A 25,125-nucleotide genomic window follows, 5' to 3' on the forward strand; every position below is an offset into this window, starting at 1 on the left:
TGAACTAAGTAAAACATGAGTGAGTTAAACACGCCGTTCAATCAATACTTTTACTGACTGGTTCTCGTTCTACTTTACTCACCAGCAATTTGTAGGTGTGAGCCTTTAAGGCTAGCAATAAACATATAGATTGTCGTTGCTAGTAATGAAGCAAACAGATAAGTAAATAACCCCGATTGTGAACCCATGAAGCTGTCTGCGATAATAGGACCAGCCACAGAACCAATACTGTAGCAAAACAGCATAATTTGAGTGACCGATACCAAGTAGCTCGCATCCATGTTTCGGCAACCTAAGTTGATTGCAATTGGGTACAAAGCAAAAGTTGCCATGCCTAAAATGAACAAACTGCTCGCCATCACGTAAAAATCTTGGCTTAAGGTGATTAATGCAATGCTTGCTACACCTAACAGGCAGAACAAAGCCATCAGCAATACTTGACCAATCATTCGAGATAACCAAGTGACAATCGGTTGTACAGCCATTCCACCCATAATAATCAATGCCATTAAGCCGCCAATGTCATCGTGGCTAATATTACGGTTTGAAAGCTCAACAGGCATCAAGCCATAAATTGCGCCAAGAGTAAGCCCTGAAACAATGCATCCAATTAAAGCGCTGTGACTTAAATTCGTGATTTGTTTGAAAGACAAACTTTGCGAGTGGCTTGATGCTGGTGCAGCAACATTGCCAAACAGTAATACGATAACAGCACTGAATAAGAGTGTGAAAATAGCAATAAAAGGTACACCGCCTATAACGCCTAATACACCAATACCCAATTGACCCAGTGCAGAGCCGCCATATAGAGAGCACATGTAAATTGCTAAGCGTTTTGCTCGTTGCGATTCTTCACCGCTCATCAACCAAGACTCAACGACAACAAAAATACCCGCAACGGCAATACCAGCAACAAAACGTGCGACTAGCCAAACTTGGCTAATAGGTATTAACGGAAGTATAAGTACGGTACCAATGAATACTGATAAGCAAAGTACGAAAGCATTACGATGCCCGTAATGAGCAACAACACGTTCGATAATAAGAGTACCAACCAGTAAGCCTGCATAAAATGCACTCGCTAACCAACTCGATAGCGTACTTTCTAGCCCATAGTCAGACAGCATTAATGAAAGTGAACTCATTAAGTAGCCAGAAGCAATAGCGTAAAGTGACAGCGCAATAACAGGAACTGTTATACGAGCGATAGGTTGAGTGTTTTCCAATGCAGGAGTCTCCAAGGTCGTGTGGAAGATGAATTTTCCGCGACTATGGAGGAGAAAGTGAGATGGGTAAAACGAATAAAAATAGTCGTGACGATAAAGAAAGTTTATCGCCACTGTGGTGTAAAATTATCTATTTTAAAATGAGATAATTTTAGATTCTTATTTAGCTAAAGCTTGATTAAGCCATTGATCAAACTGTGATTTAGGTAGTGCGCCATTAATGCTATCAACACGTTTACCATTCTTGAATACCATAACGGTTGGTATACTGCGAATTTGATATTGCGCGGCAAGTTGTTGCTGAGCTTCAGTATCAATCTTAACGAATCGGACAGAGCCTGCACGTTCAGTTGCCACATCACTGAATACTGGTGCAAAACCAACACATGGATTACACCATGTCGCCCAAAAGTCGATAACAACAGGTTGAGAACTGTTTAAAATCGCGGGTAGGTTTAAAACCGTACCTTCGACTGGTGAGCCGTCTAGTAGTGAACTTTTGCATTTTCCACAGGTTGGGCTTTCTGTGATTCTTTCTGATGGAACGCGGTTGACACCTTGGCAAGAAGGGCAACGAGTATTAAATGTAGACATAACTTTCTCTTTTTATTATCAGTTCGTAGAATGCCCGATTTACGGCAGTGGTACGAAATGTTTATACTGTTTCAAACAGCCTTACGATACTTAAATAAAAACAAACAATAAATAGGTAAATGATGACAAATTATTATGCTGAAATTACAGGCTGGGGGAAATGCTTGCCACCAGCTGTACTTTCAAACGATGACCTAAGCACTTTTATTGACACTTCAGATGAGTGGATAAAAACTCGAACAGGTATCGAAAATCGTCGCATTAGCCATGTGAATACTTCTGAGCTTGCAACTGTGGCAGCAAAGCATGCAATGGCATGTGCTGGTCTAACAGCCGAAGATATCGATTTGATCATTATTGCGACTTGCAGTCCTGATTCTCTGATCCCTAACACCGCATCTAAAGTACAACAAAACCTTGGCATTAAAGGGGCTGCTGCCTTTGATTTAAATGCAGCTTGTACTGGCTTTATCTATGGATTGGAAACGGCGACTCGATTGATTCAGTCAGGTAACTACCGTAATGCCATCGTGATTGGCGCAGAAAGACTGTCTTTCTTCATTGATTGGACTAAACGTGATACTGCCGTGCTATTTGGTGATGGAGCAGGGGCGGTTGTATTGTCTCGTACAGAAAGCCAAGTGGGTTTACAGCATGCTCAGATTGGTTGTGATGCAGAAGGTCGTGACATTCTTGCGGTACCAAAGTTTGGTACATCTATGGATCGATTTGCTGCTGACAATGGGTATTGGGACTTTGACTTTGTCGGTAAAGAGATTTTCAAACGTGCAGTAAAAGGGATGGGAGCGGCTGCTCATACTGTTCTGAGCCGTACCGGTTTGTCTACTGATAATATTGATGTGGTTATTCCTCATCAAGCAAACATTCGCATTATTCAAACTCTGTGTGATATGGCAGGGATCGAACGCGATAAAGCATTTGTGAATATTCATAAATACGGTAATACATCTGCTGCTACTGTGCCTATCGCTTTATGTGAGTCACTAGAGCAGGGCGTTGTAAAACCAAATTCAAATCTCCTTGTCGCGGCTTTTGGTGCAGGTTTAACGTGGGGCGCTGGTCATATAAAATGGGGTGAAAGAGTCACTGCTATTGGCAGCTCAGATGCAAGCTTACCTGAATTAAATCAAACGGCTCTAGAGCTACTAGAAAATGCAATTTTACACTGTAAAGAGCGCCCAAACGAGGTTAAGTAATCATTCATTCTTGAACTTTCTTAGGTCAAAACATTGTTTCTGGAAAAACTATCGCTTTGAGTAAGAAGGATGCATATCGAGCATGAAGGTTACATCTAGTTTAACATCGTACATATAAACTTTAATTAAGGGACTACATACAGTCCCTTTTGCTTTTCTGATAGGAAGCTACGTGAAAAAAGTATTAGCAATTGGCTATGTTTGGCCTGAACCGAACTCTTCAGCTGCGGGCAGCCATATGCTGTCACTGTTACGTTTATTTAAACGTCAAGGTTGGGAAGTTGAATTTGCTACGCCTTCTCAAGAAACAGAGCACATGATAGATCTTAGTGCTGAAGGTATTACAAGCAAGGCAATTGAGCTTAATTGCGACAGTTTTGACGAGTACATTAGCGAGTTACAACCAGATATCGTCATGTTTGATCGGTTCATGATGGAAGAGCAATTTGGTTGGCGTGTAGAAAGATCATGTCCGACTGCGTTAAAGCTGTTGGATACTGAAGACTTACAATGTTTACGAAATGCCCGTCATCAGGCTGTAAAGGCGGATAGAGAGCTGACTAAAGTTGATCTCTTTGGTGATTTGGCGAAGCGAGAAATCGCTGCAATACTTCGATGCGATCTTTCGTTGATCATATCAAGCCATGAAATGAAGTTATTGGTTGATGAATTTAAGGTTGATCCATCATTGATCTACCATCTGCCATTTATGGTCGACCTTGATACATTGCCTAAAAGTACCCTCAGTTTTGAAGAGCGTCAGCACTTTATGACGATTGGCAACTTTAGGCATGCCCCAAATTGGGATGCGGTTTTGCAACTTCAACAAATCTGGCCAAAGATAAAAAAACAACTACCAGAAGCTGAGTTACACATTTACGGCTCGTATCCGCCACCAAAGGCAACTGCACTGCATAATCCCAAAACTGGCTTCCATATTAAGGGATGGGCTAAAGATGCAGAGGAAGTCGTAGAGCAATCTCGTATTTGCTTAGCACCATTACGCTTTGGAGCTGGGATAAAAGGCAAACTATTAGATGCGATGAAGGTGCAAACCCCAAGTATTACAAGTGAAATTGGTAGTGAGGGAATGCTACCTAATCCTGATTCGGTTTGGCCAGGTGCAGTTGAAAATGATTATGACGACTTTGTTTCGGCTGCGGTTGAATTGTATACCAATAAAGATAAGTGGTTAGCTGCGCAGTGCCAGTGCCATGGTTTACTAGAAGCATGTTATGAGCAAAATGCTTTAGGTAATGCTTTAATTGAAGAATTGACACGCTTAGAAGCAACCTTAGAATCGCATCGGTTAAACAACTTTGTCGGATCAATGCTAAAGCACCATACAATGACCAGTACAAAGTATATGTCTCAATGGATTAATGAAAAGAACAAGCACAAATAGACCTATCTCTATTGATAAGTTAAATCCAGAGCATTGCTAGCGACTGTTTAGCTAGTATAAAAAATAAAGCCCATCAGCCTTTCAGCTAATGGGATTTTTATTTCTCTACGTTACTTATATCAGCAATTACTTAGCTACATTTCGTCTAGTAACTTTCATCTAGAAGCCATGTTCTCTTAAAGAGAGCTTACAGATTCTTAATATAGGTTCTTATTATGGTTAATGACTATATGTGCTTAAGATCTAGAAAATTGATATGTACGGAAACCACCAATCAAATTACGAGCTTTATAGCCATTATTCACTAGTTGACGATAAGCTACGTTACCACGTAACCCAACTTGGCAATAAATGATGATCTCTTTGTCTTTAGGGAGTTCAGTTATTCGCTCACGAAGTTGGTCTACAGGGATATTAACGGCGCCTTCAAGGAAATTACCATTAGATAACTCGTTAGGGTTACGCACATCAAGCAGCAATTGGTTTTCAGACAGTTGATCAATTTGGTGATAGTGGATAGGCGTCGCATCACCTTTAATAATATTGCTAGCAACAAATGCCGCTTGGTTAATTACATCCTTAGCACTTCCATAAGGTGGCGCGTAAGTCAGTTCAAGGTGCTGTAGTTGCTCTACAGTCATACCTGCACGTTGAGCCACAGCTAATACATCTATTCGTTTATCGATGCCATCTTTTCCAACTGCCTGTGCCCCCAAAAGTACGCCTGAAGTTGGGTGGAACAGAATTTTTAACGATACTGTTTCAGCTCCCGGATAGTAACTGGCATGGCTTGCAGTATGTACATAGACTTTTTCATAATTAGAACGGCTTTGTATAAGTTGCTTTTCATTTTTACCTGTTGAAGCAACAGCTAAATCAAATACCTTACAAATCGCAGTACCTTGTGTGCCTTGATAACTTTCGTTTCTTCCAAATATATTGTCTGCTGCCATTCGACCTTGGCGATTGGCAGGACCCGCTAAAGGGACTAAGGTTGGTTGCTTTGTAACAAAGTCTTTTTCTTCTATGGCGTCACCAACGGCATAGATTGACGGATCACTGGTTTGTAATTGATCATTGGTTTGAATTCCGCCCAATGAACCAATGGTTAGACCTGCTTCTTTCGCGAGAGAGGTTTCTGGTCGAACACCAATCGCCATAATTAACATACCCGTTGAAATCTGCTTACCGCTACTCAGGCTTAATGTAAGATTCTGGCTTGAATTATCGAACTCGACTGCTTCAAGAGCACTGTTTAAGCGAAGATCAATGCCTTTTTCTTTAATTTCACTATGTACGAAGCCTGCCATTTCTCTATCTACTGGAGTCATGACTTGATCAAACATTTCGATTAATGAAGTGGAAATACCGAGCTGGTGGAATGCCTCAACCATTTCTAAACCGATAAAACCACCGCCCACAACGGTCGCATGTTGCGGTTTGTTGGTGTTCAAACTTCTTAATATTTTATCCATATCAGGAATATTACGAAGTGTATGAGTGAGCGGGTTATTAATACCACTGATGTTTGGTGTAATAGGGCTCGCACCAGGGCTTAATAGCAAAAAGTCATAACTTTCTTGGTATTCAGTTTGATCGAGAAGGTTTCTTACAGTGACAGTTTTGTTAGCACGATTGATACTGACAACTTCATTCAACACACGCACATCAACATTGAAGCGAGCCAAGAAGCTTTGAGGTGTTTGCAGTAACAATTTACTTCGGTCTTTGATGTCACCACCAATATGGTAAGGAAGACCACAGTTAGCAAATGATACAAATTCACCACGCTCGAACATTATAATTTCAGCATCTTCGCTTAGTCTTCTTGCTCTGGCTGCTGCTGATGCTCCGCCGGCTACGCCACCAACAATCACAATCTTGGTCATTTGAATCTCCAATGGGTTAGTACTTGTCTTTAGCCACACTATAAAAACTAACATTAGAAAAGTCTAATGTTAGTTTTATTTAATTACACCTAAATTAGGATTGACTAATTTACATTTATTAGTAATATCTAATTTATGGTTGATTGCTCCGTAATAATATTAAAAATGAAGCAGAGGTAAATATGATTCATACAATTCCTTGGCATGCACTAGTTGGAGGTATGTTACTTGGTGTATCCGCCACTATTTTATTGCTGTTTATAGGGCGTGTCGCAGGAATTAGCGGCATTGTCAGTGGGTTATTGAAGCCAGTCAAAGGCGAGTCTGGTTGGCGAATGACTTTTATCGTTGGAATGATTGTCAGCGTATTTATCTTGCAACCATTCGGAGTTGAACTGCCAGTAATCGATAACAGTAATCTATTTATTGTGGCTATCGCAGGGCTACTTGTCGGGTTTGGGACCAAAATTTCGAATGGATGCACGAGTGGCCACGGGATTGTTGGCTTAGCAAGGTTTTCTAAACGTTCAATTGCTGCAACCTTAACATTCATGGCTTTTGCTGCGCTGACTGTACTAGTCACTAAAGTTACAGGAGTCATATAATGAATGAATCAATGTATAAATCTGTTATTGGTTTAGTGTCTGGAGTTCTATTTGGTAGTGGTATGGTGATATCTGGAATGGTTGATCCGATTAACGTTCTTGGTTTCCTAGATATAACAGGGGATTGGAATCCAAGCCTTGCATTTGTAATGGGGGGTGCGCTAGCAGTATTTACTCCCATGTACCATCTGGTTATTAAGAAACGCAAACAGGCAGTTAATGGTGAAGGTTTCAAAATAACAACTAATCAAGTAATAGATAAAAAACTAGTTGGTGGATCTGCACTGTTTGGGATTGGCTGGGGGTTAGCGGGTTTTTGTCCCGGCCCTGCGGTGACCAGTTTAGGTGGCGGGGCAACAAGTGTAATTTTATTTAGTATTACAATGCTCATTGGAATGAAAGCTGCTGTGCCTTTGCAAAGTAAATAATCAAAATCGAGATTAACGATTTGGAGTGACTAATTGCACAACACTGCTCACTGGGCAATGGTCACTTAGTTGAAAATCTAGTACATCTTGAGTCTTAAAAAGATTCTGTTCTGCAGGTTGAAAGCTCAGTGAGTCACTCACCACAATATGATCTATAACAGAACGAAACTGGTGGATTTTGCCTTTATGTCTATTTGAGCGAATTTTACACTTAGCCTGAGTATTCTTTGTCGCTAGGGTTGCAGTGGTGTTATCGGTTAAAATACCCCATAGCCAATCATTGGGGTAAGCTAAGTTATGGTTGAAGTCACCTAGAATGATATAAGCATCATTATTTTCCTCTCTAGCCCTAATCCACTGATTTAATCTTTCACCTTGAGCTTTTAAACGCTGGCAATTCTTATTCCTTCTATAGGCACCACTGCAGCCTGCTTTCAAATGAATTGATAAGAGATGCACTTCGTTTTCTTCTATATCGACAGATATATAACTCGCAAATCTTAGCTTACTATTACTCTCTAGCGGGAAGTCTTCATAGTCTGTAATAGAAAGCCCTTTTCGAATCGCAAAACCAGTGTACTGGTTTACGTTACTGAATTGATGACGTCTGTTCGCGGGAATAGCACGGTCTGATAAGAGTAAATCGAACTTATTGCCGGATATTCGGCTTAGAGCTTCAATACTGTCTACTTCTTGGAAAGCGATAATATCCGAATTCAATTTATTGAAGTAATCAGAAAGCTTGTTTTCATCTGTAAATGTCCGTTGAGGAATGTTCAATTCATTAGTGGTTTTTGTGGTTAGCCACTCAATATTCCACGTTGTGATGGTCAATGGTGAAGCAAATGCTGGAATGCTAAAAAAGCAAAAAAGTGCAAGCCATTTATTTAGTTGTGTCATGCGATTTGACCATAATAGAGTTAGTAATTGATATTTAGCCTTTATCCTACAACACCTACAGAAAATTCAACTCTTTTAAGTTTTTTTTCATCAATTACATTGTTTCTTTTCAACTGAGAAGTCATGCGACAAGATCGAATTGTTATTAGTCAGCTTGTGACTATCCTTGATCTAGATCAATGCTCAAAGTCGACGGTTCTCGTTAAATACGCCACAACATATTGTGTTAGTTCAATAATAAATAGCTCTATATAGTGTGTCTGTGGATAACCCTGTGAATGCACTCTGAGTAAGGAGACGTGGTGAAATCAATCGTAATCAAACGTGATGGCTCAAGAGCGCCGTTTAGCAGAGATCGTATTCAAGCTGCTGTAGAAGCCGCTGCTGACAAAGTAAGCCAAGATATCGCTATTTATGCGTTGAATGTAGCATTAGCTGTTGAATTAAAGCTTGAAGAGTACGATGAAGTTCATATTTCAGAAATTCAAACCATCGTCGAAAATGAACTTATGCAAGGTCCATATAAGTCACTTGCTCGTTCATACATTGAATACCGACACGACCGCGACATTGCACGTGAAAAGCAAAGTGCTTTGACTCGTGAAATAGAAGGTTTGATCGAAGAAAGTAACGTTGATTTAATCAATGAAAATGCAAATAAAGATGGCAAGGTAATTCCTACTCAACGTGACTTACTTGCGGGTATTGTGGCTAAACATTATGCAAAAACACACATTTTGCCACGAGATATAGTTCAAGCTCACGAAAGTGGTGATATTCATTACCATGATCTAGATTACGCACCGTTTTTCCCAATGTTCAACTGTATGTTGATTGATTTAAAGGGCATGTTAACGCATGGCTTTAAAATGGGTAATGCGGAAATTGATACACCAAAATCAATTTCAACGGCAACAGCGGTAACCGCACAAATCATTGCACAAGTTGCTAGCCATATTTACGGCGGCACAACGATTAACCGTATCGATGAGGTTCTTGAACCTTATGTAATGGCAAGCTACGAAAAGCACCTTTCATTAGCAAAAGAGTGGGATATTCATAGCCCTGAAGCATTTGCTATCGCTCGTACTGAAAAAGAATGTTACGACGCATTCCAGTCATTAGAGTATGAAGTAAATACATTGCACACCGCTAATGGACAAACGCCATTTGTCACGTTTGGCTTTGGTTTAGGTGAAAGTTGGGGCTCAAAGCTGATTCAAGAGTCTATCTTGAAGAATCGAATTGCTGGTCTTGGCAAGAACCGTAAGACAGCGGTTTTCCCTAAACTTGTGTTCGCAATTAAAGATGGCTTAAACCATCAGAAGCAAGATCCTAACTACGACATCAAGCAACTGGCTCTAGAGTGTGCTTCTAAGCGTATGTATCCAGACATCTTGAACTACGACAAAGTAGTAGAAGTGACAGGGTCATTTAAAACGCCTATGGGTTGCCGTAGTTTCTTGAATACATACGAAGAAAATGGCGAACTGATTCATGAAGGTCGTAACAACTTAGGTGTTGTTAGCCTTAACTTGCCACGTATTGCGATTAACGCAAAGGGCAATATTGATGACTTCTATACATTGCTTGATGAAAAACTGCACTTAGCACGTCGAGCACTAGAGACCCGTATTAGCCGTTTAGAAAACGTGAAAGCCAGAGTTGCCCCAATCCTATATATGGAAGGCGCATGTGGTGTTCGTTTAAAAGCGGATGATTCAATCGCAGATATTTTCAAAAACGGTCGTGCTTCGGTATCACTTGGCTATATCGGTATTCATGAAGCGATGACGGCTTTATTCGGTACTGATTCACATTTATATGATGACGTAGAGCAACGAAATAAAGCGTTAGAAATTGTTGAATACATGAAGAAAGTGGTTGAATCATGGACTCAAGAAACGGGTTATGCGTTTAGCTTATACGGCACACCAAGTGAAAATTTATGTAGTCGTTTCTGTAGCATCGATACAAAAGAGTTTGGAATCATTGAAGGGGTAACTGACAGAGGTTATTACACCAACAGCTTCCACTTAGATGTGCAAAAGAAAGTAAACCCGTACGACAAGATTGATTTCGAAATGCCGTACCCACAAATTTCTAGTGGTGGCTTTATTTGCTATGGCGAATTCCCGAATATGCAAAAGAACATTGAAGCTTTAGAAAATGTTTGGGATTACAGCTACACACGCGTTCCTTACTACGGTACTAATACGCCAATAGATGAATGTTATGAATGTGGCTATAACGGTGAATTTGATTGTACAAGTAAAGGCTTTACTTGCCCTAAATGTGGTAATCATGACTCAACTAAAGTGTCAGTGACACGTCGTGTTTGTGGCTATTTAGGTAGCCCAGATGCAAGACCATTTAACTTCGGTAAGCAAGAAGAAGTTAAACGCCGCGTAAAACATTTATAAACGGTCTGTAGATATATATGAATTACCATCAATATCACCCAATTGATGTGGTAAATGGACCAGGAACACGCTGTACATTGTTTGTTTCTGGTTGCGTTCACCAATGTCGAGGTTGTTACAATCAATCGACTCAGAGGCTTGATTCCGGTCACTTGTTTACGCAAGATCTTCAAGATCACATTATATCTGATTTGAATGACACGAGAATTAAACGAAGAGGGCTTTCTCTTTCTGGTGGAGACCCGCTACATCCTGCTAATGTGAGTGAAGTGCTTACATTAGTAAAACGTGTGAAAGAAGAGTGCCCCGGGAAAGATATCTGGTTGTGGTCTGGATATACGCTTGATGAGCTTACTGATGAGCAACGAGAATTGGTTGATCTTGTCGATACACTTATTGATGGTAAATTCATACAGGATGAAGCTGATCCAAGCTTAGAATGGCGTGGTAGTGCAAATCAAATCATTCATCGATTTACTGATTTGTAAACCCATTAAAAAAGGGCTTTATCGTTGGTATTCGCCGCAAATGAAGCCCTTGGGTGTGAGTTCTTTAATTTCCTGTCTACTTAATACTTGTATTACTGTTTGATTCAGGTAATAGACTTTTATTATTCAAACCTATGCTTGCCAGTATCTTCAGTATCTTCAGTATCTTCAGTATCTTCAGTATCTTCAGTATCTTCAGTATCTTCAGTATCTTCAGTATCTTCAGTATCTTCAGTATCTTCAGTATCTTCAGTATCTAAGTAGCAAGTGGTGTCGGTTCTTCAATGAGGTTATTAATCCATTTTTTGGAATTAATTCTCTGAGTAGTTAAACCGATTTTTACCACCTCCTCTATGATTACAATCAGTAATACCCATTCTAACGACCATCCATATACAATTGCAGTTATGTACGCGAGTGGTATTCCAATTGCCCACTGACCGAAAAGGTCGATAAAAATGCTGTAATTAATATCACCGCCACTTTTCATCACTCCTCCAATACCAACCATATTAAATACTCTAAAGATCATGCCGAAGATCATAACTAAGCATACATTTACAGCAGTATCTTTAAACTCTAGATGAGTAAGGTCAATCGCGTACACAATCAGTGGTTTTGCTAAGAAACAAGATACGGCGAGTAAAATAGCAAGTGAACAGCTAGCTAATACATACCCCCAAGCCGTATTCTCAACTCTATTATAGTTTTTTGCCCCAATCTCATTGCCTAATATAATTGACGCCGCAACTGCAAACCCCATGAAAGCAGAAATCAATACACTTTCGACAGGTGATAATAGGGAGATTATCGCCAGTTCACCGACTCCCATCTGCCCAACTATTATGTTGTATACAATTAATCCGCCAGCCCATGCGGTGTCATGAACCATCATTGGAATAGCGACAGATAAATACTTCTTACGGTACTCAGGAAGTACAGCTTCAGTGTAACTTTTACGGGTAGGGAAGATATTTGCATGATGTTTTTTAGCAAGAGTGAATAAAACAATAGTTTGTATGAATCTGGAAATTGTTGTGCCTATTGCAGCGCCAACGACGCCTAATTCGGGGAAGCCAAACATACCGAAAATGAGTAGAGCGTTTAATACAACGTTTACTCCAATCGCCATAATACTAATTTGTGTTGGTAACTTTGCATTTCCGACAGAGCGAAGAGCGCATTCAAGTGGAACAACTAACGCTGTAGCTAAAATGCTGGCTCCTGTTATCCAAAGGTAATCCTTTGCCATGAATATATAATCAGGATCTGAGGCCACCACAGACACTACTGATTCAGGAGCCAACAAGTACAACGCGATAAAAGGGGTAACAGCAAGTAAAGAAAAAGCCCAAGACTGAACTAATGTTCTTCTAATGCCATTAAAATCACCGGCACCAAAATATTGCGAAGCTAGTATGCTAACTGCGCCACTGATTCCAACTACCATGATCATGTTAAAGAAAAAAATACGATTCCCAACACCAACAGCAGCGGTAGCAGCATCCCCAAGTTGGTTAACCATGAAAATGTCGACAACACCTAGTAAAGAAAACAGCATGGATTGCAGTGAAACAGGCAAACCTATCTTGATTATCTTTTGCCAGAATTCTTTGTCTAAATGATTATATGTATTGAGCATCGCAAATCTCCTTTTCCTAATAGGGAAAAAGTGTATAGAGATTTGTTGAGAGTGTATTTTCTTAACTAATCATAAACTTTTGCCAAACTATCAAAATGAATGACAAGCAAGAAAAGTATGAAATTTCAGAAAGTACTCATCAAGAATTTGTGGACCAAAGCCATGTCCTCGCGTTTCAAGAATTAGGTATTGTTCAGTGTGGGACCGCAACATGTCGTGATTTTTTCTCGGTTTATCGTAAGAATCAACAAAAGCACATGCTGCTATTTACAGTTAGAGGAAAAGGCTGGCTAGAAAGCGGGGCGTGTCGATACATATTAGAACCAGGGTCTTGTATCAGCGTACCAGCTTATGTAGAGAACGGATTCGGAATTGAGGAAGAAACATGGCAAATCGCGTGGGTCTTTTTATCAGCAGACAAAAAATGGAACAACGTCATCGGAAGTGAAGTAACTTATTCATTAACGCCTGCTGCCGAAGTTATCGCATCCTGCATTCACACTTTGCTACGGAGTATTTCTCTACCCATCAACCTAGGTGGCAAAATTGCCATTCACAGCGTTGCTCAAATTGAAGCCATTATTAATGCTCCAATACCCCAAGAACAATCGAGAAATTCAATCAGATTAAGACGTGTATTTGATAATGTGCAAAAACAGTTACATAAAGAATGGAATGTAAAAGAACTTGCCAGCTTGTTTCCTTGCTCAGAACCTCATTTTCACCGGTTGTGCCAGCAATATCATTCTCATAGCCCAATGGAACATATCATGAGAATGAGAATGGAATATGGTGCAAGGTTGTTGAGGTCGAGTGATTGGTCCATTCAACACATTGGAGAAATTGTTGGCTACCCGAATGCTGCAAACTTCAGCACAAGGTTTAAAGCTTGGTCAGGCATGACTCCAAGGCAATTTAAGAAGAGCGCTCCAGCTTAAGAGTTCCGGTAAATATCGTCAGTTATAGAGACTAAAAAGAACATGCGTAAAATTAAAATACGCCATTTATGACGCTAATTTAACCTAAATGAAACCGAGTAAACGCTTCTAATAAAAAACGTTTTTGATTTTGCTACGATAATGTTAACTTGAAACTATTACTTGAATTTCAAAGGGCTGTGACTTTCATGTTCGCACAACTTCCAAAACCAACTTTAGATCCAATTCTTTCCCTCTCTGTTGCTTATCGCGGCGATACTCGTGCTGATAAGGTCGATCTCGGCATTGGCGTTTACCGAAATAACCAAGGTGAAACACCAATAATGAAAGCTGTTTCAATGGCGCAAGATATTGTTGTTGAAACACAAAAAACCAAAGCTTATGTCGGCCTTGCTGGGTGTGAAGAATTTAACCAAAGTATGGTTGATTTACTCCTGAAAGGGACCTCTGCAATGGATAGGGTCGCGGCTATACAAACTCCTGGTGCAAGTGGTGCTTTACGCATGCTAGGAGATTTATTAAAAGTCGCTCAGCCTGATACTACTATCTGGATATCTAACCCAAGCTACGTGAACCATAAACCGGTGATGGAAGCTGCAGGTTTGAAAGTAAAACATTATTCTTACTTTAGCCCAGAAACAAAACAGGTCGATACCGCTCGTATGCTTGACGAACTATCAAAAGCAGGACCTAAGGATGTGGTCTTACTGCACGGCTGCTGCCATAACCCAACAGGCGCAGACATTGATTTTTCGGCTTGGCAAGAAATTACATCACTCTCTCAAAAGAACGGTTTCTTACCTTTCGTTGATATTGCTTACCAAGGCTTCGGCGATGGCCTAGAAGAAGACGCTAAAGGTCTTCAATTTATGGCGAATAACGTAGAAGAAATGCTGATCACCACTTCATGTTCTAAAAACTTTGGTTTGTACAGAGAAAGAACAGGGGCTGCAATTGTTATTGGTAAAAATAGTGAGCATGTAGGTAATGCAAAAGGGAAGTTACTTACCTTGGCACGCTCAACTTACACTATGCCGCCAGATCATGGTGCTGCTCTAGTCAAAACTATTCTTCAAAATCAAGAGCTAACAACGATTTGGAAGACAGAGTTAAGTGAAATGCAGCAGCGTTTGTTAAATTTAAGACAATCTTTATGTCTGGAATTGCGAAATATTCATAACACGTCACACTTTGATTTTATTGAAGGCCATAAAGGTATGTTTACTGTACTAGGCTTTAATGAATCGCAAATGCTGCAGCTACGTGAAGAATATGGCATTTATGGTGTTGGTGATGGTCGAATCAACATAGCTGGTCTTTCTGAATCGCATATTCCTTATGTTGCAAACGCTATTGCAAGTGTATCTAAATAAATGGTGGATAAATGTACAACTGGAAAGTAATCATTACTCTGATGTTAAGTGGTGGTCTTGTTGCTTGCACTACAACTAATCAAGTACCTGCAGAGCCTGATCAAAAACCACAAATCGAACAACCGGTCGATAACAAAGTCACAGAGACCGAATCAGCTGTTAAAGAGAACGTTAAGAAAACTGAAGACAAAGAAGCAGAAGCTAAACCAGTTGAAGAACCAAAGAAAGAAGTGAAGCCACCGGTTGTTGAAAAATTGAAAAAGACTGCTGATGGCAAACTGATTCTTGGTGAAGAAGAGTGGGTATTTGTTCCGGGCTTAAAAGAAACTTTAAAAGCACGTATCGATACCGGTGCTACAACATCTTCTGTAAGTGCGGTTGATATAGTTCCGTTTGAAAGAGATGGAAAAGATTGGGTTAAATTCAAGATTGAACACGATGGAATCAAGACTGCTGAAATTAGTCTCCCTGTAGAGCGCTGGGTTAAGATTAAGCAATCAAGTGCTGATGAATCGCAAAAGCGTGCGGTTATTTCAACATGGATTCAAATTGGTGATCTAAAAGAGAAAACCGAATTTACTCTAGCAGATCGAACTCATCTTACTTACCCATTATTAATGGGACGTAGTTTCTTTAGAGACGTAGCGGTAGTTGATGTTGGACAGAAATATGTTCAAGATAAAATTACCAAGTAAATACTAATCTTTACAGCATTTATTTAAAGCCCATTGAAACTCAATTCGATGGGCTTTCTGTTTATTGTAGGTAAGCTTAGTATTTAGCCTCGACAATGTGATCCTGATCTCTGTATAATTCGCGCCTCAATTTCCCCATTAATTGTTACTTATCCATGTTTTATTTGGTGTTAAAGCTAGAAATAACAGACAAGTACTCTCCTAGGACATAATTTTTTGATCTCTACTGCGAACATCACAATGCAATTTGGCGCTGAACCTTTGTTTGAAAACATTTCAGCTAAGTTTGGTAACGGTAACCGCTATGGCTTAATCGGTGCTAACGGTTGCGGTAAATCGACTTTTATGAAGATCCTAAGTGGTGTTCTTGCTCCAAGCTCTGGTAATGTTTCTATAACCCCTGGGGAAAAACTGGGCGTATTAAGCCAAGATCAATTTGCGTTTGAAAAATACAGCGTAATTGATGTTGTGATTATGGGAGATAAGAAGCTCTGGGAAGTAAAACAAGAACGTGAGCGTATTTATTCTTTACCAGAAATGAGTGAAGAAGATGGAATGAAAGTAGCAGAGCTTGAAAGTGAATTTGCTGAAATGGACGGCTATACAGCGGAAAGCCGTGCTGGTGATATTCTTATACAAGCTGGTATTGAAGAAGAACTTCATTTTGGTTTGATGCAGCAAGTCGCACCTGGCTGGAAGTTAAGAGTACTTCTTGCACAAGCTTTATTCGCTAACCCTGATATCCTGTTACTTGATGAACCAACAAACAACTTGGATATACATACGATTAACTGGTTAGCAGAAGAGCTGAACCAGCGTAAATGTACAATGATCATCATTTCGCATGATAGACACTTCCTTAATTCTGTTTGTACGCACATGGCTGATATTGATTATGGTGAATTGCGTGTTTACCCAGGTAACTATGAGTACTTCCTAGAAGCATCAGGATTGATTCGTGATCAACTCCTAGCAAGCAATGCAAAGAAAGCAGCTGAGATTAATGAGCTTCAAGATTTCGTAAACCGTTTTGGTGCAAATGCATCAAAGGCAAAGCAAGCAAGTTCTCGTGCTAAGAAAATGGATAAAATCTCACTGGATGAAGTAAAGTCTTCAAGCCGTATGAGCCCATCAATTGATTTTGGTGAAGGTAAAAAACTTCACCGACAAGCTCTTGAGTTAACAGAGCTAGGTCATGGTTTTGATGGTGAAGTGCTTTTTGAAGGTGGTAACTTATTATTAGAAGCAGGGACTCGTCTTGCTGTTATTGGTGAGAATGGAGTGGGTAAAACGACATTCTTGCGTTGCTTAGTAGAAGAACTAGAGCAAAACAAAGGTACTGTTAAATGGTCTGAAAATGCATCGGTTGGCTATTGCCCCCAAGATAGCACTGCAGATTTTGATAACGATTTAAGTATTTTTGATTGGATTTCTCAATGGCGTACAGTTAAACACGATGACTTAATGGTTAGAGGTATTTTAGGTCGCTTGTTATTCACCGCTGATGATGCGAATAAGAAAGCAAAGAACTGTTCTGGTGGCGAAAAGAATCGTCTTTTATTCGGAAAGTTGATGATGCAAGATATCAACGTTCTAGTAATGGATGAGCCAACAAACCACATGGATATGGAAGCGATTGAAGCACTTAATGATGCTTTGAAGGTTTATACTGGTACATTGATTTTTGTCAGCCATGACCGTAAGTTTGTTTCATCGTTAGCAACACAAATTATTGATGTAAAAGATAAGCAGTTGGTTAATTTCCAAGGGACTTATGATGAGTACTTGGCGCACCAAATAAAAGTATTGGCAACCTCTTAATTAAGTCACTGTCTTTAATCAAATACTTTTGAGTATTGATAAAAAGCCCCAAACGTAATTACGTTTGGGGCTTTTTTGTAGGCTAACAAGTAGCAGTGTAACTGTTTGTTTGACTTAATCTATATTCAATCGAAAGCCTATTTTATAAGTCAAAACTGGAATACCTGTTAACTATTAGTATTTAAACAGCTGCACTTGTGTATTTAATTGTTGGGCAATCCCACGAAGTTCTTCTGACAAGTGACGTGAATTATCAGCCTCATTTGACATGTTATCAGACACATCATTAACAAGTTGGATATTCTTACTTACTTCCCCAGTCACAGTTCGCTGTTCACTTGCAGCATTCGATATGTGTGATGCCATATCTGAAATTTGCTGTATAGACGTCGCAATCTCTTCCAGTGCTGTTGTTGCATTATTTGCGTCATCTACACTTGATTGAGCTAAATCTTGGCTACGCTGCATTGATTCGACAGCGTTAACACTGTTCTTTTGCAGTGTTTCGATCATTTCACGAATTTCATCAGTTGAACTGTGCGTGCGTTGTGAAAGAACACGAACTTCATCAGCAACAACAGCGAAACCGCGGCCTTGTTCGCCAGCTCGTGCAGCCTCAATTGCTGCATTAAGTGCAAGAAGGTTGGTTTGCTCTGCAATGTCTGAAATCGTGGAGAGAATGGTATTGATATCGAGAGCATTCTTTTCAAGCTCTTGGATAATTCCAGACGCATTCTCAACTTGTTCAGCCAGATTGGTAATTGAATCTTGGTTTCTGATAATAACTTGTTTACCTTGCTCACAGTTTTCTGTAGAGCTAATCGCGGAATCAGCTGTCATTTGAGCATTGTTTGCTACTTCTTCTGCAGTAGCAGACATCTCATGAACTGCAGTAGCAATTTGAGAAATTTCATGCAGTTGTACAGATAGACCTTCACTTGTTTTGCGTGCAACATTGGTACTCACTTCCGACTGCTGATTTAGCTTTGTTGATGAGTCAGCAATGTCACGAACGATTTCTTGCAGCTTTGCTATAAATGCATTGACGTGAGTCGCTAGCGTGCCGATTTCATCTTTACTGTTAACAGTAATGCGTTGAGTTAAATCACCATCTCCCTTAGAAAGTGCTTCCATCGCAGAACTAAGCGTTGTGAGAGGAGACAAAGCTTTTTTAATCACAAACATAGCGACAAATGCGATTACAGCAAGTTGTATCAAACCAAAAATAGCTGACTGGCGTAGCAGGGAACGATAAGAAGCAAAAGACTTCGTTTTATCAATGACCACAGTGAAGTACCAGTCGGTATGAGGTACTTTCTGAACAGATAAGAATGCTTCCGAGTTATCAATAACCGTTTCTTCGAATGAACTATTCAAGGACATCGATTTAATTTTATGTGCATTGAGGTTATTCGAGATATTTGAAACTGACTGTAGAGTTAGGTTTCGGTTTTTATGCGCAACAATATTGCCATTACCGTCCACCAAGAAAGCATAAACCCCTGGTTGTTCAATGCTTACAATGTCATCAACCAATTGGTTTAGGTTTAAGTCGGCACCGATAACACCAGAGAATCCATTTGTATTAAAAGGAGAAGAAATAGTTACGACAAGATCATTGGTTGCCACATCAATATAAGGTTCAGTGACAACAGTTTTACCTTGAGCCATTGTTTCTTTATACCAGGAGCGAGTTCTTGGGTCATAGCCTGCAGGTACAGGAAGATCGACACCTTGTAAGAATCGACCATCAGATAATCCGGCATAAGCGATTTGAAATTGACCAGCATTGGTACTTTGAGTGAAGTAACTCGTTGGATCGTCAGAGTATTTGAATGCATCTTTGGCGGCATTAACGACGTTAATACGACCTTCAATCCACTTTTCAATACCGGCAACATTTGATGAAGTGAGCGTATCAGCATATTGCTGAATAGAGCGGTATGTCTCGTTAAGTAGTTGTTTACCCGTAATATAAGTTTGAATCATGGTCATTGTAAAAATAATGACGACAAAAATTAGCGTCAGTTTATTTTTAATCGATATGCTGTTAAGACTCATTTTTAATGGTACTCCATATTAATCAGCAAGGTTTTTTTGCGAGATTACCAGTACGCTATACGCTGGTAAAGCTATTTATGAAACCTTGCTAATAATATGAGTACCTTATGCAATCGAGAGCTAAGCTCTTTAGTGCATTTTCATGTAAGCCTAAGAGTTGATACTAAAACCCAAACTTAGCTGACATTAAGATTTGGTGACCATAAGTACCGTTGTTACGAAAGTCGAGACCAAGTGAAAGTTGATCTGTTGAATGGAATCGACCGCCAAAACCAACTACCGAGTTTGTGCCATCGTTATCTATCAATTGACCTAGGCGAGCATTAACTTCTACACCAGCCATTAACCAAGCTCTAACACCTAGGTTAATCTCTGTTTTAAAAGCATCGTCTTTACTACTGTCTGAGTCATACTTGATGTTATGAAGCAGCATTTGACCATACACATCAGCAAACTGACCGGCAGGACCATTAAACCCTATACCACCCGCAAGATCCCAATCTCCATCAAACCCACTATCAAAACGACCTATAAAATGCGTATTTTCAGTAAAGTAAGTGGTAAATTCACCGCCAAATGTACTTGGGCTAGCCCCCATGCGAACTTCAAAGGCGTTGTAGTTAAAATTATTTGCCGAGACCGAAAATGAACTCAATACAGCTAATCCAATTAGCAACTGTTTGTTAGTTATGCCAAACATGGGAACTCCAAAAAATATAATTGTTTGCATTATAATACAAAAAGGTCTGCAAAATGCAGACCATATTTTAAAGAGTACAAATAAATAGATGAATTAAATCAGTAATTCATACTCCCACTAAAGAACTTGGATATGATCTACTTCAATCTCAGGTGTCTTACCACCTTCGTATTCACCAAATATTCTAATACTTGTATCTGCTGTTAACGGTTGAAGCAATTGAATGTCATCATCCAGTTCAATTTGTATTTCACTGCTTCCGTCAGAAAATACGAAAGTGTCTTTATTAATTTGGCGAACTATCTTCCCGTCAACAACCGCATCTTTTTCGGTGAACATACCGGTATCAGCCAGTAATGACTCAATAGATATAGCTTCTACAGGACCTGTATAGGTAACATTATTTGAATCATTACGGTCATGCTCAACACCTGCGAAAGCAAGAGTAGGTGCAAGAATGATAGTTGAAGCGATAGCAATAATTGTCTTTTTCATAATAAATCCTATTTTGTTTGTTCGTTTAATGAAACGTTTTGTTTCGATGGAGCTATTAAACAACACTCAGATTGAATCTAGAGTGAGTAAGACATTCATTTTCCATTCATTTTATTGAGCAACTACATGATATGGCGGTAAGATAGAGGTTCAGTTTGTAAGGAATTCAGATCAATGCTCACACCTCTCGACGCCCTTATGGTTCAAGGGACAACATCAGATGCCGGAAAAAGTGTTCTAGTGGCAGGCTTATGCCGCGTTTTAGCAAGGAGAGGGATAAAAGTCGCCCCTTTCAAACCACAAAACATGGCACTAAATAGTGCGGTAACATCAGATGGTGGTGAAATAGGTCGAGCACAAGCGGTTCAAGCACAAGCGTGTAATGTCGAGCCAACCGTTCATATGAACCCTGTCTTGTTAAAGCCAAACTCAGACACTGGGGCACAAGTGATTCTACAAGGCAAAGCCTTAAGTAATATGGAAGCAACGGGTTACCATGATTACAAAAAGGTAGCCATGAATACCGTAATGGATTCATTCAAACGTTTAACTGATGATTTTGAAAGTGTGATGATTGAAGGAGCCGGCAGCCCCGCTGAAATTAACCTTCGAGAAAATGACATCGCCAATATGGGATTTGCTGAAGAGGCAGATGTACCTGTAATCATAGTTGCGGATATTGATAGAGGCGGTGTATTTGCACATTTGTATGGCACATTAGAGCTCTTATCTGAGTCTGAACAAAATAGAGTGAAAGGCTTTGTTATTAATCGCTTTAGAGGTGATATAGCACTTCTTCAGTCAGGTTTAGATTGGCTAGAAGATAAGACCGGCAAACCTGTTATTGGTGTACTTCCTTATCTGCATGGTTTTAATTTGGAAGCTGAGGATGCTATTACTTCTGAGCAAGTATCTGGAAGCCATATAAAATTAAATGTGGTTGTTCCCGTGTTAACACGCATCAGTAACCATACTGACTTTGATACTTTACGCCTTAACCCTGATATTAATCTTCGTTATGTGGGCAAGGGTGAACCTTTAAACAATGCCGATTTGATTATAATTCCTGGAACTAAGTCAGTGAGAGCTGATCTTGAATATCTTAAAAGCCAAGGTTGGGACAAAGATATACAAAGGCATATTCGCTTAGGTGGAAAAGTGATAGGCATCTGCGGAGGATATCAAATACTTGGGAATATAATTGATGATCCAGATGGTGTTGAAGGGGCGCCGGGGAGTAGTTCAGGCTTAGGTTATTTAGATATTGATACCGTATTAACACAACAAAAAACATTAACAAAAAGTTCGGGTACTTTGACGTTAAATGGTAATACCCAAACAGTCGATGGCTATGAAATTCATGTAGGATTAACGCAGGTTAAAATGGAGTCTCCGGTAATGCTCAATTCAGGCACACCTGACGGAGCGGTTAGCCAATGCAACCAGATCTTTGGTACTTATTTGCATGGTCTCTTTGATAGCAGTGAAGCACTCAATTTAATTTGCGAGTGGGCTGGTGCAAAAGATATTGCTGAAATAGACCATCAAGAATTAAAAGAGATAGGGATCAATCGAATTGCCGATGCGATCGAAAAATATATGGATTTATCCTTATTGTGGCCTGAACTAAACTTCGAAAGGAAATAGACGATGAAAACGTTTTGCGTCTTTCTGTTTAGCTTGCTGTTGTCCACGACAGCGTTCGCAGGTGAAAAGCTTAGAATTTACGCCGCGTCATCAATGACAAATGCAACGAATGCTTTAATAGAAGGTTTTCAGAAGAAGCATCCGGTAGACATTACTCCGGTTTACGCCAGTACTTCATCTTTAGTTCGCCAAATTGAAAGAGGGGCGCCTGCTGATATTTTTATCTCTGCAAATGAAGCATGGATGGATTATTTAATCGATAGCAGTATTGTACTGAGTGACAATGTCACAAGTTTATGTGAGAACGAACTAGTACTAATCGCCCCCAATGATTCTTCACTTGACCCGCAAATAAGCCTGAACCAGTCATTTGATATTCAGTCGAAAGATGAGTGGAAAAAAAATCTTCTTGGAGAGCGCCTTGCCATAGGTAATGTTAAGTCAGTGCCTGCTGGTATCTATGCAAAAGAAGCATTAGAGTCTTTGAGGGTGTGGAGTGACGTTGAAAGGCGTCTTGCTCCAACAAATAATGTACGGATGGCACTCGCACTAGTTGAGCGGGGTGAAGCGGCAATGGGAGTTGTATATAAAACGGATGCGATTTTATCTGATCAAGTACAAATCATAGCTACCTTCAGTCAGGATTCTCACTCGGCAATCCGTTACCCTGTAGCAAAGATATCCAATTCGAAGATGGCTAAAAACTTTTATGCCTACCTCAATAGTTCTGAAGCAATCAGTATCTTAAATAGTTTTGGTTTTAAAACGCTTAAATGATGTATTTATCTGAATATGAATATCAGGCATTACTCTTGAGCTTAAAGGTCGCTGGTTTTGCGATTCTTTGGCTTATTCCCATTGGAATATCACTTGCTTGGTTAATGGCTAAAAAGCAATTTATTGGCAAGAGCTTGTTAGAAAGCTTAATTCATTTACCACTTGTTTTACCTCCAGTCGTCATTGGTTATTTATTGTTGATCGTAATGGGAAGGAAAGGTGTCGTTGGAGAGTGGCTCTATGATGTTTTCGGCATTGTCTTTAGTTTCAGTTGGAAAGGGGCCGTCCTCGCTTGTATTGTCGTTGCTTTGCCGTTGATGGTTCGCTCTATTCGGCTTAGTCTGGAAACCGTGGACAGCAAATTAGAAGAGGCAGCTGCAACACTTGGAGCTTCACCTTTAAAGGTCTTTTTTACCATAACACTCCCACTGATGCTTCCTGGAATAATCACAGGCACTATGTTGTCATTTGCAAGAAGCTTAGGTGAATTTGGCGCGACAATTAGTTTTGTTTCAAATATTCCAGGTGAGACACAAACTATACCTCTTGCAATGTATACCTTTATTGAGACTCCAGGATCAGAGTTGGAAGCCGCACGACTATGCGTGATTTCGATAGTCATAGCATTGAGCTCATTATTGCTTTCGGAATGGCTAACTCGTAAGTCATCAAAAAGACTTGGAGGGGCATCATGAGCTTTATCACTTTAAGATATCAACAAATCCTAGGTGAAACTGAGTTTGATATTGATATTGAACTACCAAGCACGGGGATTACCGCAATATTTGGTCGTTCTGGTGCAGGTAAAACCTCTTTAATCAATGTTATTAGCGGTCTTAAGAAACCAGATTCTGGGTTAATTGATATTGCAGGGCATAGGGTTTTTGATAGTGAAAAATCGATTAATTTGCCTATCCACAAACGCAATGTAGGGTATGTTTTTCAAGAGTCTCGCCTTTTTCCACATATGAAAGTGGAGGCGAATCTTAAATACGGCATAAAGACTGTTGATAAAGAACATTTTGATCAAATAGTCAATTTACTTGCACTCGAAGATATTCTTGGTAGGTATCCAATGCGTCTTTCTGGAGGGGAGAAGCAACGTGTCGCCATTGGACGTGCACTTTTATCTAAACCAAATATCTTATTAATGGATGAACCTTTAGCTTCGTTAGATTTACCCAGAAAAAGAGAAGTCATGCCGTTTCTAGAGAACCTTGCAGAAACAGTAAATATTCCAATTTTGTATGTGACCCATAGTTTGAATGAAATCCTTCGATTGTCTAATCACCTTGTCATTATTGATCAAGGCAAAGTAGTATCTTCAGGTGCAACAGAGACGGTTTGGTCTTCTAGAACGATGAGCCCATGGCAATCATTTTCTGAACAAAGTTCCTTATTCGAAGGAACCGTTATTGAGCATAATTCTGAGTATGGGTTATCCAAACTTAAGTTGTCTGAATCGACGTCTTTATGGGTTCAACAGGTCGACAATGTGCGCGGCACTTCAGTAAGGTTACAAGTCAGAGCGAATGATGTTTCTATCACGCTTGAAAAGCCCTCTAACACCTCTATAAGAAATATCTTACCCGCAGTAATATGTAGAGTAGAAACCCAGCAGAAAGGCGCTCATAAACAAAGTGTGTCAGTTGAATTAGAGCTTGATGAAGGCTGTTACCTTTGGGCAACAATCACACTATGGGCTTTGGATGAGCTTAATCTCACCATTGGGCAATGCGTCTACGCTCAAGTTAAAGGTGTGAGTGTAACTCAAAGAGATATAGCCGTTACTCATTAGAGT

23 protein-coding genes are annotated in these 25,125 nt (G+C 39.8%); 15 read left to right on the top strand and 8 right to left on the bottom strand.

What is annotated here, in order from left to right; all coding sequences use genetic code 11:
- Positions 1-74: 74 nt before the first annotated feature.
- Together OCU78_RS17405 and trxC are read right to left on the bottom strand one after the other, a co-directional pair.
- On the bottom strand, positions 75-1,226 hold the full coding sequence (locus OCU78_RS17405; protein WP_137374290.1) for an MFS transporter: 1,152 nt from the start codon (positions 1,224-1,226) through the stop codon (positions 75-77).
- Positions 1,227-1,385: 159 nt separating this feature from the next.
- Positions 1,386-1,820: a thioredoxin TrxC gene (gene trxC / locus OCU78_RS17410; protein ID WP_137374289.1), complete on the bottom strand. Its 435-nt coding sequence runs from the start codon at positions 1,818-1,820 to the stop codon at positions 1,386-1,388.
- Between the two features lie 122 nt (positions 1,821-1,942).
- Between trxC and OCU78_RS17415 the strand changes: the two genes are divergently transcribed.
- Positions 1,943-3,037: a ketoacyl-ACP synthase III gene (locus tag OCU78_RS17415; protein WP_137374377.1), complete on the top strand. Its 1,095-nt coding sequence runs from the start codon at positions 1,943-1,945 to the stop codon at positions 3,035-3,037.
- A gap of 172 nt (positions 3,038-3,209) precedes the next feature.
- A complete protein-coding gene (locus tag OCU78_RS17420; RefSeq protein WP_137374288.1) occupies positions 3,210-4,442 on the top strand; it encodes a glycosyltransferase in 1,233 nt (410 codons plus the stop codon).
- 236 nt (positions 4,443-4,678) lie between these two features.
- Here OCU78_RS17420 and OCU78_RS17425 read toward each other — a convergent pair whose 3' ends face one another.
- On the bottom strand, positions 4,679-6,331 hold the full coding sequence (locus OCU78_RS17425; RefSeq protein WP_137374287.1) for an FAD-dependent oxidoreductase: 1,653 nt from the start codon (positions 6,329-6,331) through the stop codon (positions 4,679-4,681).
- Between the two features lie 182 nt (positions 6,332-6,513).
- On the opposite strand from OCU78_RS17425, the gene OCU78_RS17430 reads away from it, so the two are divergent.
- Both OCU78_RS17430 and OCU78_RS17435 read left to right on the top strand, forming a co-directional pair.
- On the top strand, positions 6,514-6,936 hold the full coding sequence (locus OCU78_RS17430) for a YeeE/YedE family protein (RefSeq protein ID WP_137374286.1): 423 nt from the start codon (positions 6,514-6,516) through the stop codon (positions 6,934-6,936).
- Entirely contained in the window at positions 6,936-7,364 is a 429-nt protein-coding gene (locus tag OCU78_RS17435; RefSeq protein ID WP_137374285.1) for a YeeE/YedE family protein, read from the top strand. The genes OCU78_RS17430 and OCU78_RS17435 overlap by 1 nt, the downstream gene beginning before the upstream one ends.
- A gap of 12 nt (positions 7,365-7,376) precedes the next feature.
- On the opposite strand, the gene OCU78_RS17440 is transcribed toward OCU78_RS17435, so the two are convergent.
- Positions 7,377-8,264, bottom strand: a complete 888-nt coding sequence (locus tag OCU78_RS17440) for an endonuclease/exonuclease/phosphatase family protein (RefSeq protein ID WP_137374284.1) — start codon at positions 8,262-8,264, stop codon at positions 7,377-7,379.
- A gap of 302 nt (positions 8,265-8,566) precedes the next feature.
- On the opposite strand from OCU78_RS17440, the gene nrdD reads away from it, so the two are divergent.
- From nrdD to OCU78_RS17455, 3 genes are all read left to right on the top strand, one after another.
- Positions 8,567-10,687, top strand: a complete 2,121-nt coding sequence (gene nrdD, locus OCU78_RS17445) for an anaerobic ribonucleoside-triphosphate reductase (RefSeq protein ID WP_137374283.1) — start codon at positions 8,567-8,569, stop codon at positions 10,685-10,687.
- Between the two features lie 17 nt (positions 10,688-10,704).
- A complete protein-coding gene (gene nrdG / locus OCU78_RS17450; RefSeq protein ID WP_137374282.1) occupies positions 10,705-11,175 on the top strand; it encodes an anaerobic ribonucleoside-triphosphate reductase-activating protein in 471 nt (156 codons plus the stop codon).
- Between the two features lie 99 nt (positions 11,176-11,274).
- The gene (locus OCU78_RS17455; RefSeq protein WP_167494056.1) at positions 11,275-11,439 is read left to right on the top strand and encodes a hypothetical protein; all 165 of its coding nucleotides are present in this window, start codon (positions 11,275-11,277) and stop codon (positions 11,437-11,439) included.
- Here OCU78_RS17455 and OCU78_RS17460 read toward each other — a convergent pair.
- On the bottom strand, positions 11,432-12,817 hold the full coding sequence (locus OCU78_RS17460; protein WP_137374281.1) for an MATE family efflux transporter: 1,386 nt from the start codon (positions 12,815-12,817) through the stop codon (positions 11,432-11,434). The genes OCU78_RS17455 and OCU78_RS17460 overlap by 8 nt on opposite strands.
- A 95-nt stretch (positions 12,818-12,912) precedes the next feature.
- Between OCU78_RS17460 and OCU78_RS17465 the strand changes: the two genes are divergently transcribed.
- The 4 genes from OCU78_RS17465 to OCU78_RS17480 all read left to right on the top strand — a co-directional run bounded on the left by OCU78_RS17465 (position 12,913) and on the right by OCU78_RS17480 (position 17,644).
- Positions 12,913-13,755: an AraC family transcriptional regulator gene (locus OCU78_RS17465; RefSeq protein WP_137374280.1), complete on the top strand. Its 843-nt coding sequence runs from the start codon at positions 12,913-12,915 to the stop codon at positions 13,753-13,755.
- Positions 13,756-13,943: 188 nt separating this feature from the next.
- Positions 13,944-15,128, top strand: a complete 1,185-nt coding sequence (locus OCU78_RS17470) for an amino acid aminotransferase (protein ID WP_137374279.1) — start codon at positions 13,944-13,946, stop codon at positions 15,126-15,128.
- An 11-nt stretch (positions 15,129-15,139) separates the two neighbouring features.
- The gene (locus OCU78_RS17475) at positions 15,140-15,823 is read left to right on the top strand and encodes an ATP-dependent zinc protease family protein (protein ID WP_137374278.1); all 684 of its coding nucleotides are present in this window, start codon (positions 15,140-15,142) and stop codon (positions 15,821-15,823) included.
- A 216-nt stretch (positions 15,824-16,039) separates the two neighbouring features.
- The gene (locus OCU78_RS17480; protein WP_137374277.1) at positions 16,040-17,644 is read left to right on the top strand and encodes an ABC-F family ATPase; all 1,605 of its coding nucleotides are present in this window, start codon (positions 16,040-16,042) and stop codon (positions 17,642-17,644) included.
- A 174-nt stretch (positions 17,645-17,818) separates the two neighbouring features.
- Here OCU78_RS17480 and OCU78_RS17485 read toward each other — a convergent pair whose 3' ends face one another.
- From OCU78_RS17485 to OCU78_RS17495, 3 genes are all read right to left on the bottom strand, one after another.
- On the bottom strand, positions 17,819-19,705 hold the full coding sequence (locus tag OCU78_RS17485) for a methyl-accepting chemotaxis protein (protein ID WP_137374276.1): 1,887 nt from the start codon (positions 19,703-19,705) through the stop codon (positions 17,819-17,821).
- A 163-nt stretch (positions 19,706-19,868) separates the two neighbouring features.
- Positions 19,869-20,405: a hypothetical protein gene (locus OCU78_RS17490; protein ID WP_137374275.1), complete on the bottom strand. Its 537-nt coding sequence runs from the start codon at positions 20,403-20,405 to the stop codon at positions 19,869-19,871.
- Positions 20,406-20,522: 117 nt separating this feature from the next.
- Positions 20,523-20,900 carry a YgiW/YdeI family stress tolerance OB fold protein gene (locus OCU78_RS17495; RefSeq protein WP_137374274.1) on the bottom strand — a complete coding sequence of 126 codons (378 nt, stop codon included), beginning with the start codon at positions 20,898-20,900 and terminating at the stop codon, positions 20,523-20,525.
- A 174-nt stretch (positions 20,901-21,074) separates the two neighbouring features.
- On the opposite strand from OCU78_RS17495, the gene OCU78_RS17500 reads away from it, so the two are divergent.
- Genes OCU78_RS17500 through modC form a run of 4 tightly spaced genes read left to right on the top strand, consistent with a single transcriptional unit; the run spans position 21,075 to position 25,122 of the window.
- Positions 21,075-22,547, top strand: a complete 1,473-nt coding sequence (locus tag OCU78_RS17500) for a cobyric acid synthase (RefSeq protein ID WP_137374273.1) — start codon at positions 21,075-21,077, stop codon at positions 22,545-22,547.
- A gap of 3 nt (positions 22,548-22,550) precedes the next feature.
- A complete protein-coding gene (gene modA / locus OCU78_RS17505) occupies positions 22,551-23,324 on the top strand; it encodes a molybdate ABC transporter substrate-binding protein (protein ID WP_137374272.1) in 774 nt (257 codons plus the stop codon).
- Positions 23,321-24,019: a molybdate ABC transporter permease subunit gene (gene modB / locus OCU78_RS17510; RefSeq protein ID WP_137374271.1), complete on the top strand. Its 699-nt coding sequence runs from the start codon at positions 23,321-23,323 to the stop codon at positions 24,017-24,019. The genes modA and modB overlap by 4 nt, the downstream gene beginning before the upstream one ends.
- Positions 24,016-25,122, top strand: a complete 1,107-nt coding sequence (gene modC, locus OCU78_RS17515; protein WP_137374270.1) for a molybdenum ABC transporter ATP-binding protein ModC — start codon at positions 24,016-24,018, stop codon at positions 25,120-25,122. Before modB ends, modC begins: the two co-directional genes overlap by 4 nt.
- Positions 25,123-25,125: the final 3 nt, after the last annotated feature.

Source organism: Vibrio gallaecicus (assembly GCF_024347495.1).
Taxonomy (GTDB): domain Bacteria; phylum Pseudomonadota; class Gammaproteobacteria; order Enterobacterales; family Vibrionaceae; genus Vibrio; species Vibrio gallaecicus.

Excerpts from the sequence above, each read along its gene's own strand:
- modC (WP_137374270.1), top strand. The coding sequence starts at position 24,016 with ATGAGCTTTATCACTTTAAGATATCAACAAATCCTAGGTGAAACTGAG.
- OCU78_RS17495 (WP_137374274.1), bottom strand. The coding sequence starts at position 20,900 with ATGAAAAAGACAATTATTGCTATCGCTTCAACTATCATTCTTGCACCT.
- OCU78_RS17430 (WP_137374286.1), top strand. The coding sequence starts at position 6,514 with ATGATTCATACAATTCCTTGGCATGCACTAGTTGGAGGTATGTTACTT.
- OCU78_RS17425 (WP_137374287.1), bottom strand. The coding sequence starts at position 6,331 with ATGACCAAGATTGTGATTGTTGGTGGCGTAGCCGGCGGAGCATCAGCA.
- OCU78_RS17500 (WP_137374273.1), top strand. The coding sequence starts at position 21,075 with ATGCTCACACCTCTCGACGCCCTTATGGTTCAAGGGACAACATCAGAT.
- modB (WP_137374271.1), top strand. The coding sequence starts at position 23,321 with ATGATGTATTTATCTGAATATGAATATCAGGCATTACTCTTGAGCTTA.
- OCU78_RS17440 (WP_137374284.1), bottom strand. The coding sequence starts at position 8,264 with ATGACACAACTAAATAAATGGCTTGCACTTTTTTGCTTTTTTAGCATT.
- nrdG (WP_137374282.1), top strand. The coding sequence starts at position 10,705 with ATGAATTACCATCAATATCACCCAATTGATGTGGTAAATGGACCAGGA.
- modA (WP_137374272.1), top strand. The coding sequence starts at position 22,551 with ATGAAAACGTTTTGCGTCTTTCTGTTTAGCTTGCTGTTGTCCACGACA.
- OCU78_RS17485 (WP_137374276.1), bottom strand. The coding sequence starts at position 19,705 with ATGAGTCTTAACAGCATATCGATTAAAAATAAACTGACGCTAATTTTT.
- OCU78_RS17490 (WP_137374275.1), bottom strand. The coding sequence starts at position 20,405 with ATGTTTGGCATAACTAACAAACAGTTGCTAATTGGATTAGCTGTATTG.
- OCU78_RS17415 (WP_137374377.1), top strand. The coding sequence starts at position 1,943 with ATGACAAATTATTATGCTGAAATTACAGGCTGGGGGAAATGCTTGCCA.
- OCU78_RS17435 (WP_137374285.1), top strand. The coding sequence starts at position 6,936 with ATGAATGAATCAATGTATAAATCTGTTATTGGTTTAGTGTCTGGAGTT.
- trxC (WP_137374289.1), bottom strand. The coding sequence starts at position 1,820 with ATGTCTACATTTAATACTCGTTGCCCTTCTTGCCAAGGTGTCAACCGC.
- OCU78_RS17465 (WP_137374280.1), top strand. The coding sequence starts at position 12,913 with ATGAATGACAAGCAAGAAAAGTATGAAATTTCAGAAAGTACTCATCAA.
- OCU78_RS17475 (WP_137374278.1), top strand. The coding sequence starts at position 15,140 with ATGTACAACTGGAAAGTAATCATTACTCTGATGTTAAGTGGTGGTCTT.
- OCU78_RS17470 (WP_137374279.1), top strand. The coding sequence starts at position 13,944 with ATGTTCGCACAACTTCCAAAACCAACTTTAGATCCAATTCTTTCCCTC.
- OCU78_RS17460 (WP_137374281.1), bottom strand. The coding sequence starts at position 12,817 with ATGCTCAATACATATAATCATTTAGACAAAGAATTCTGGCAAAAGATA.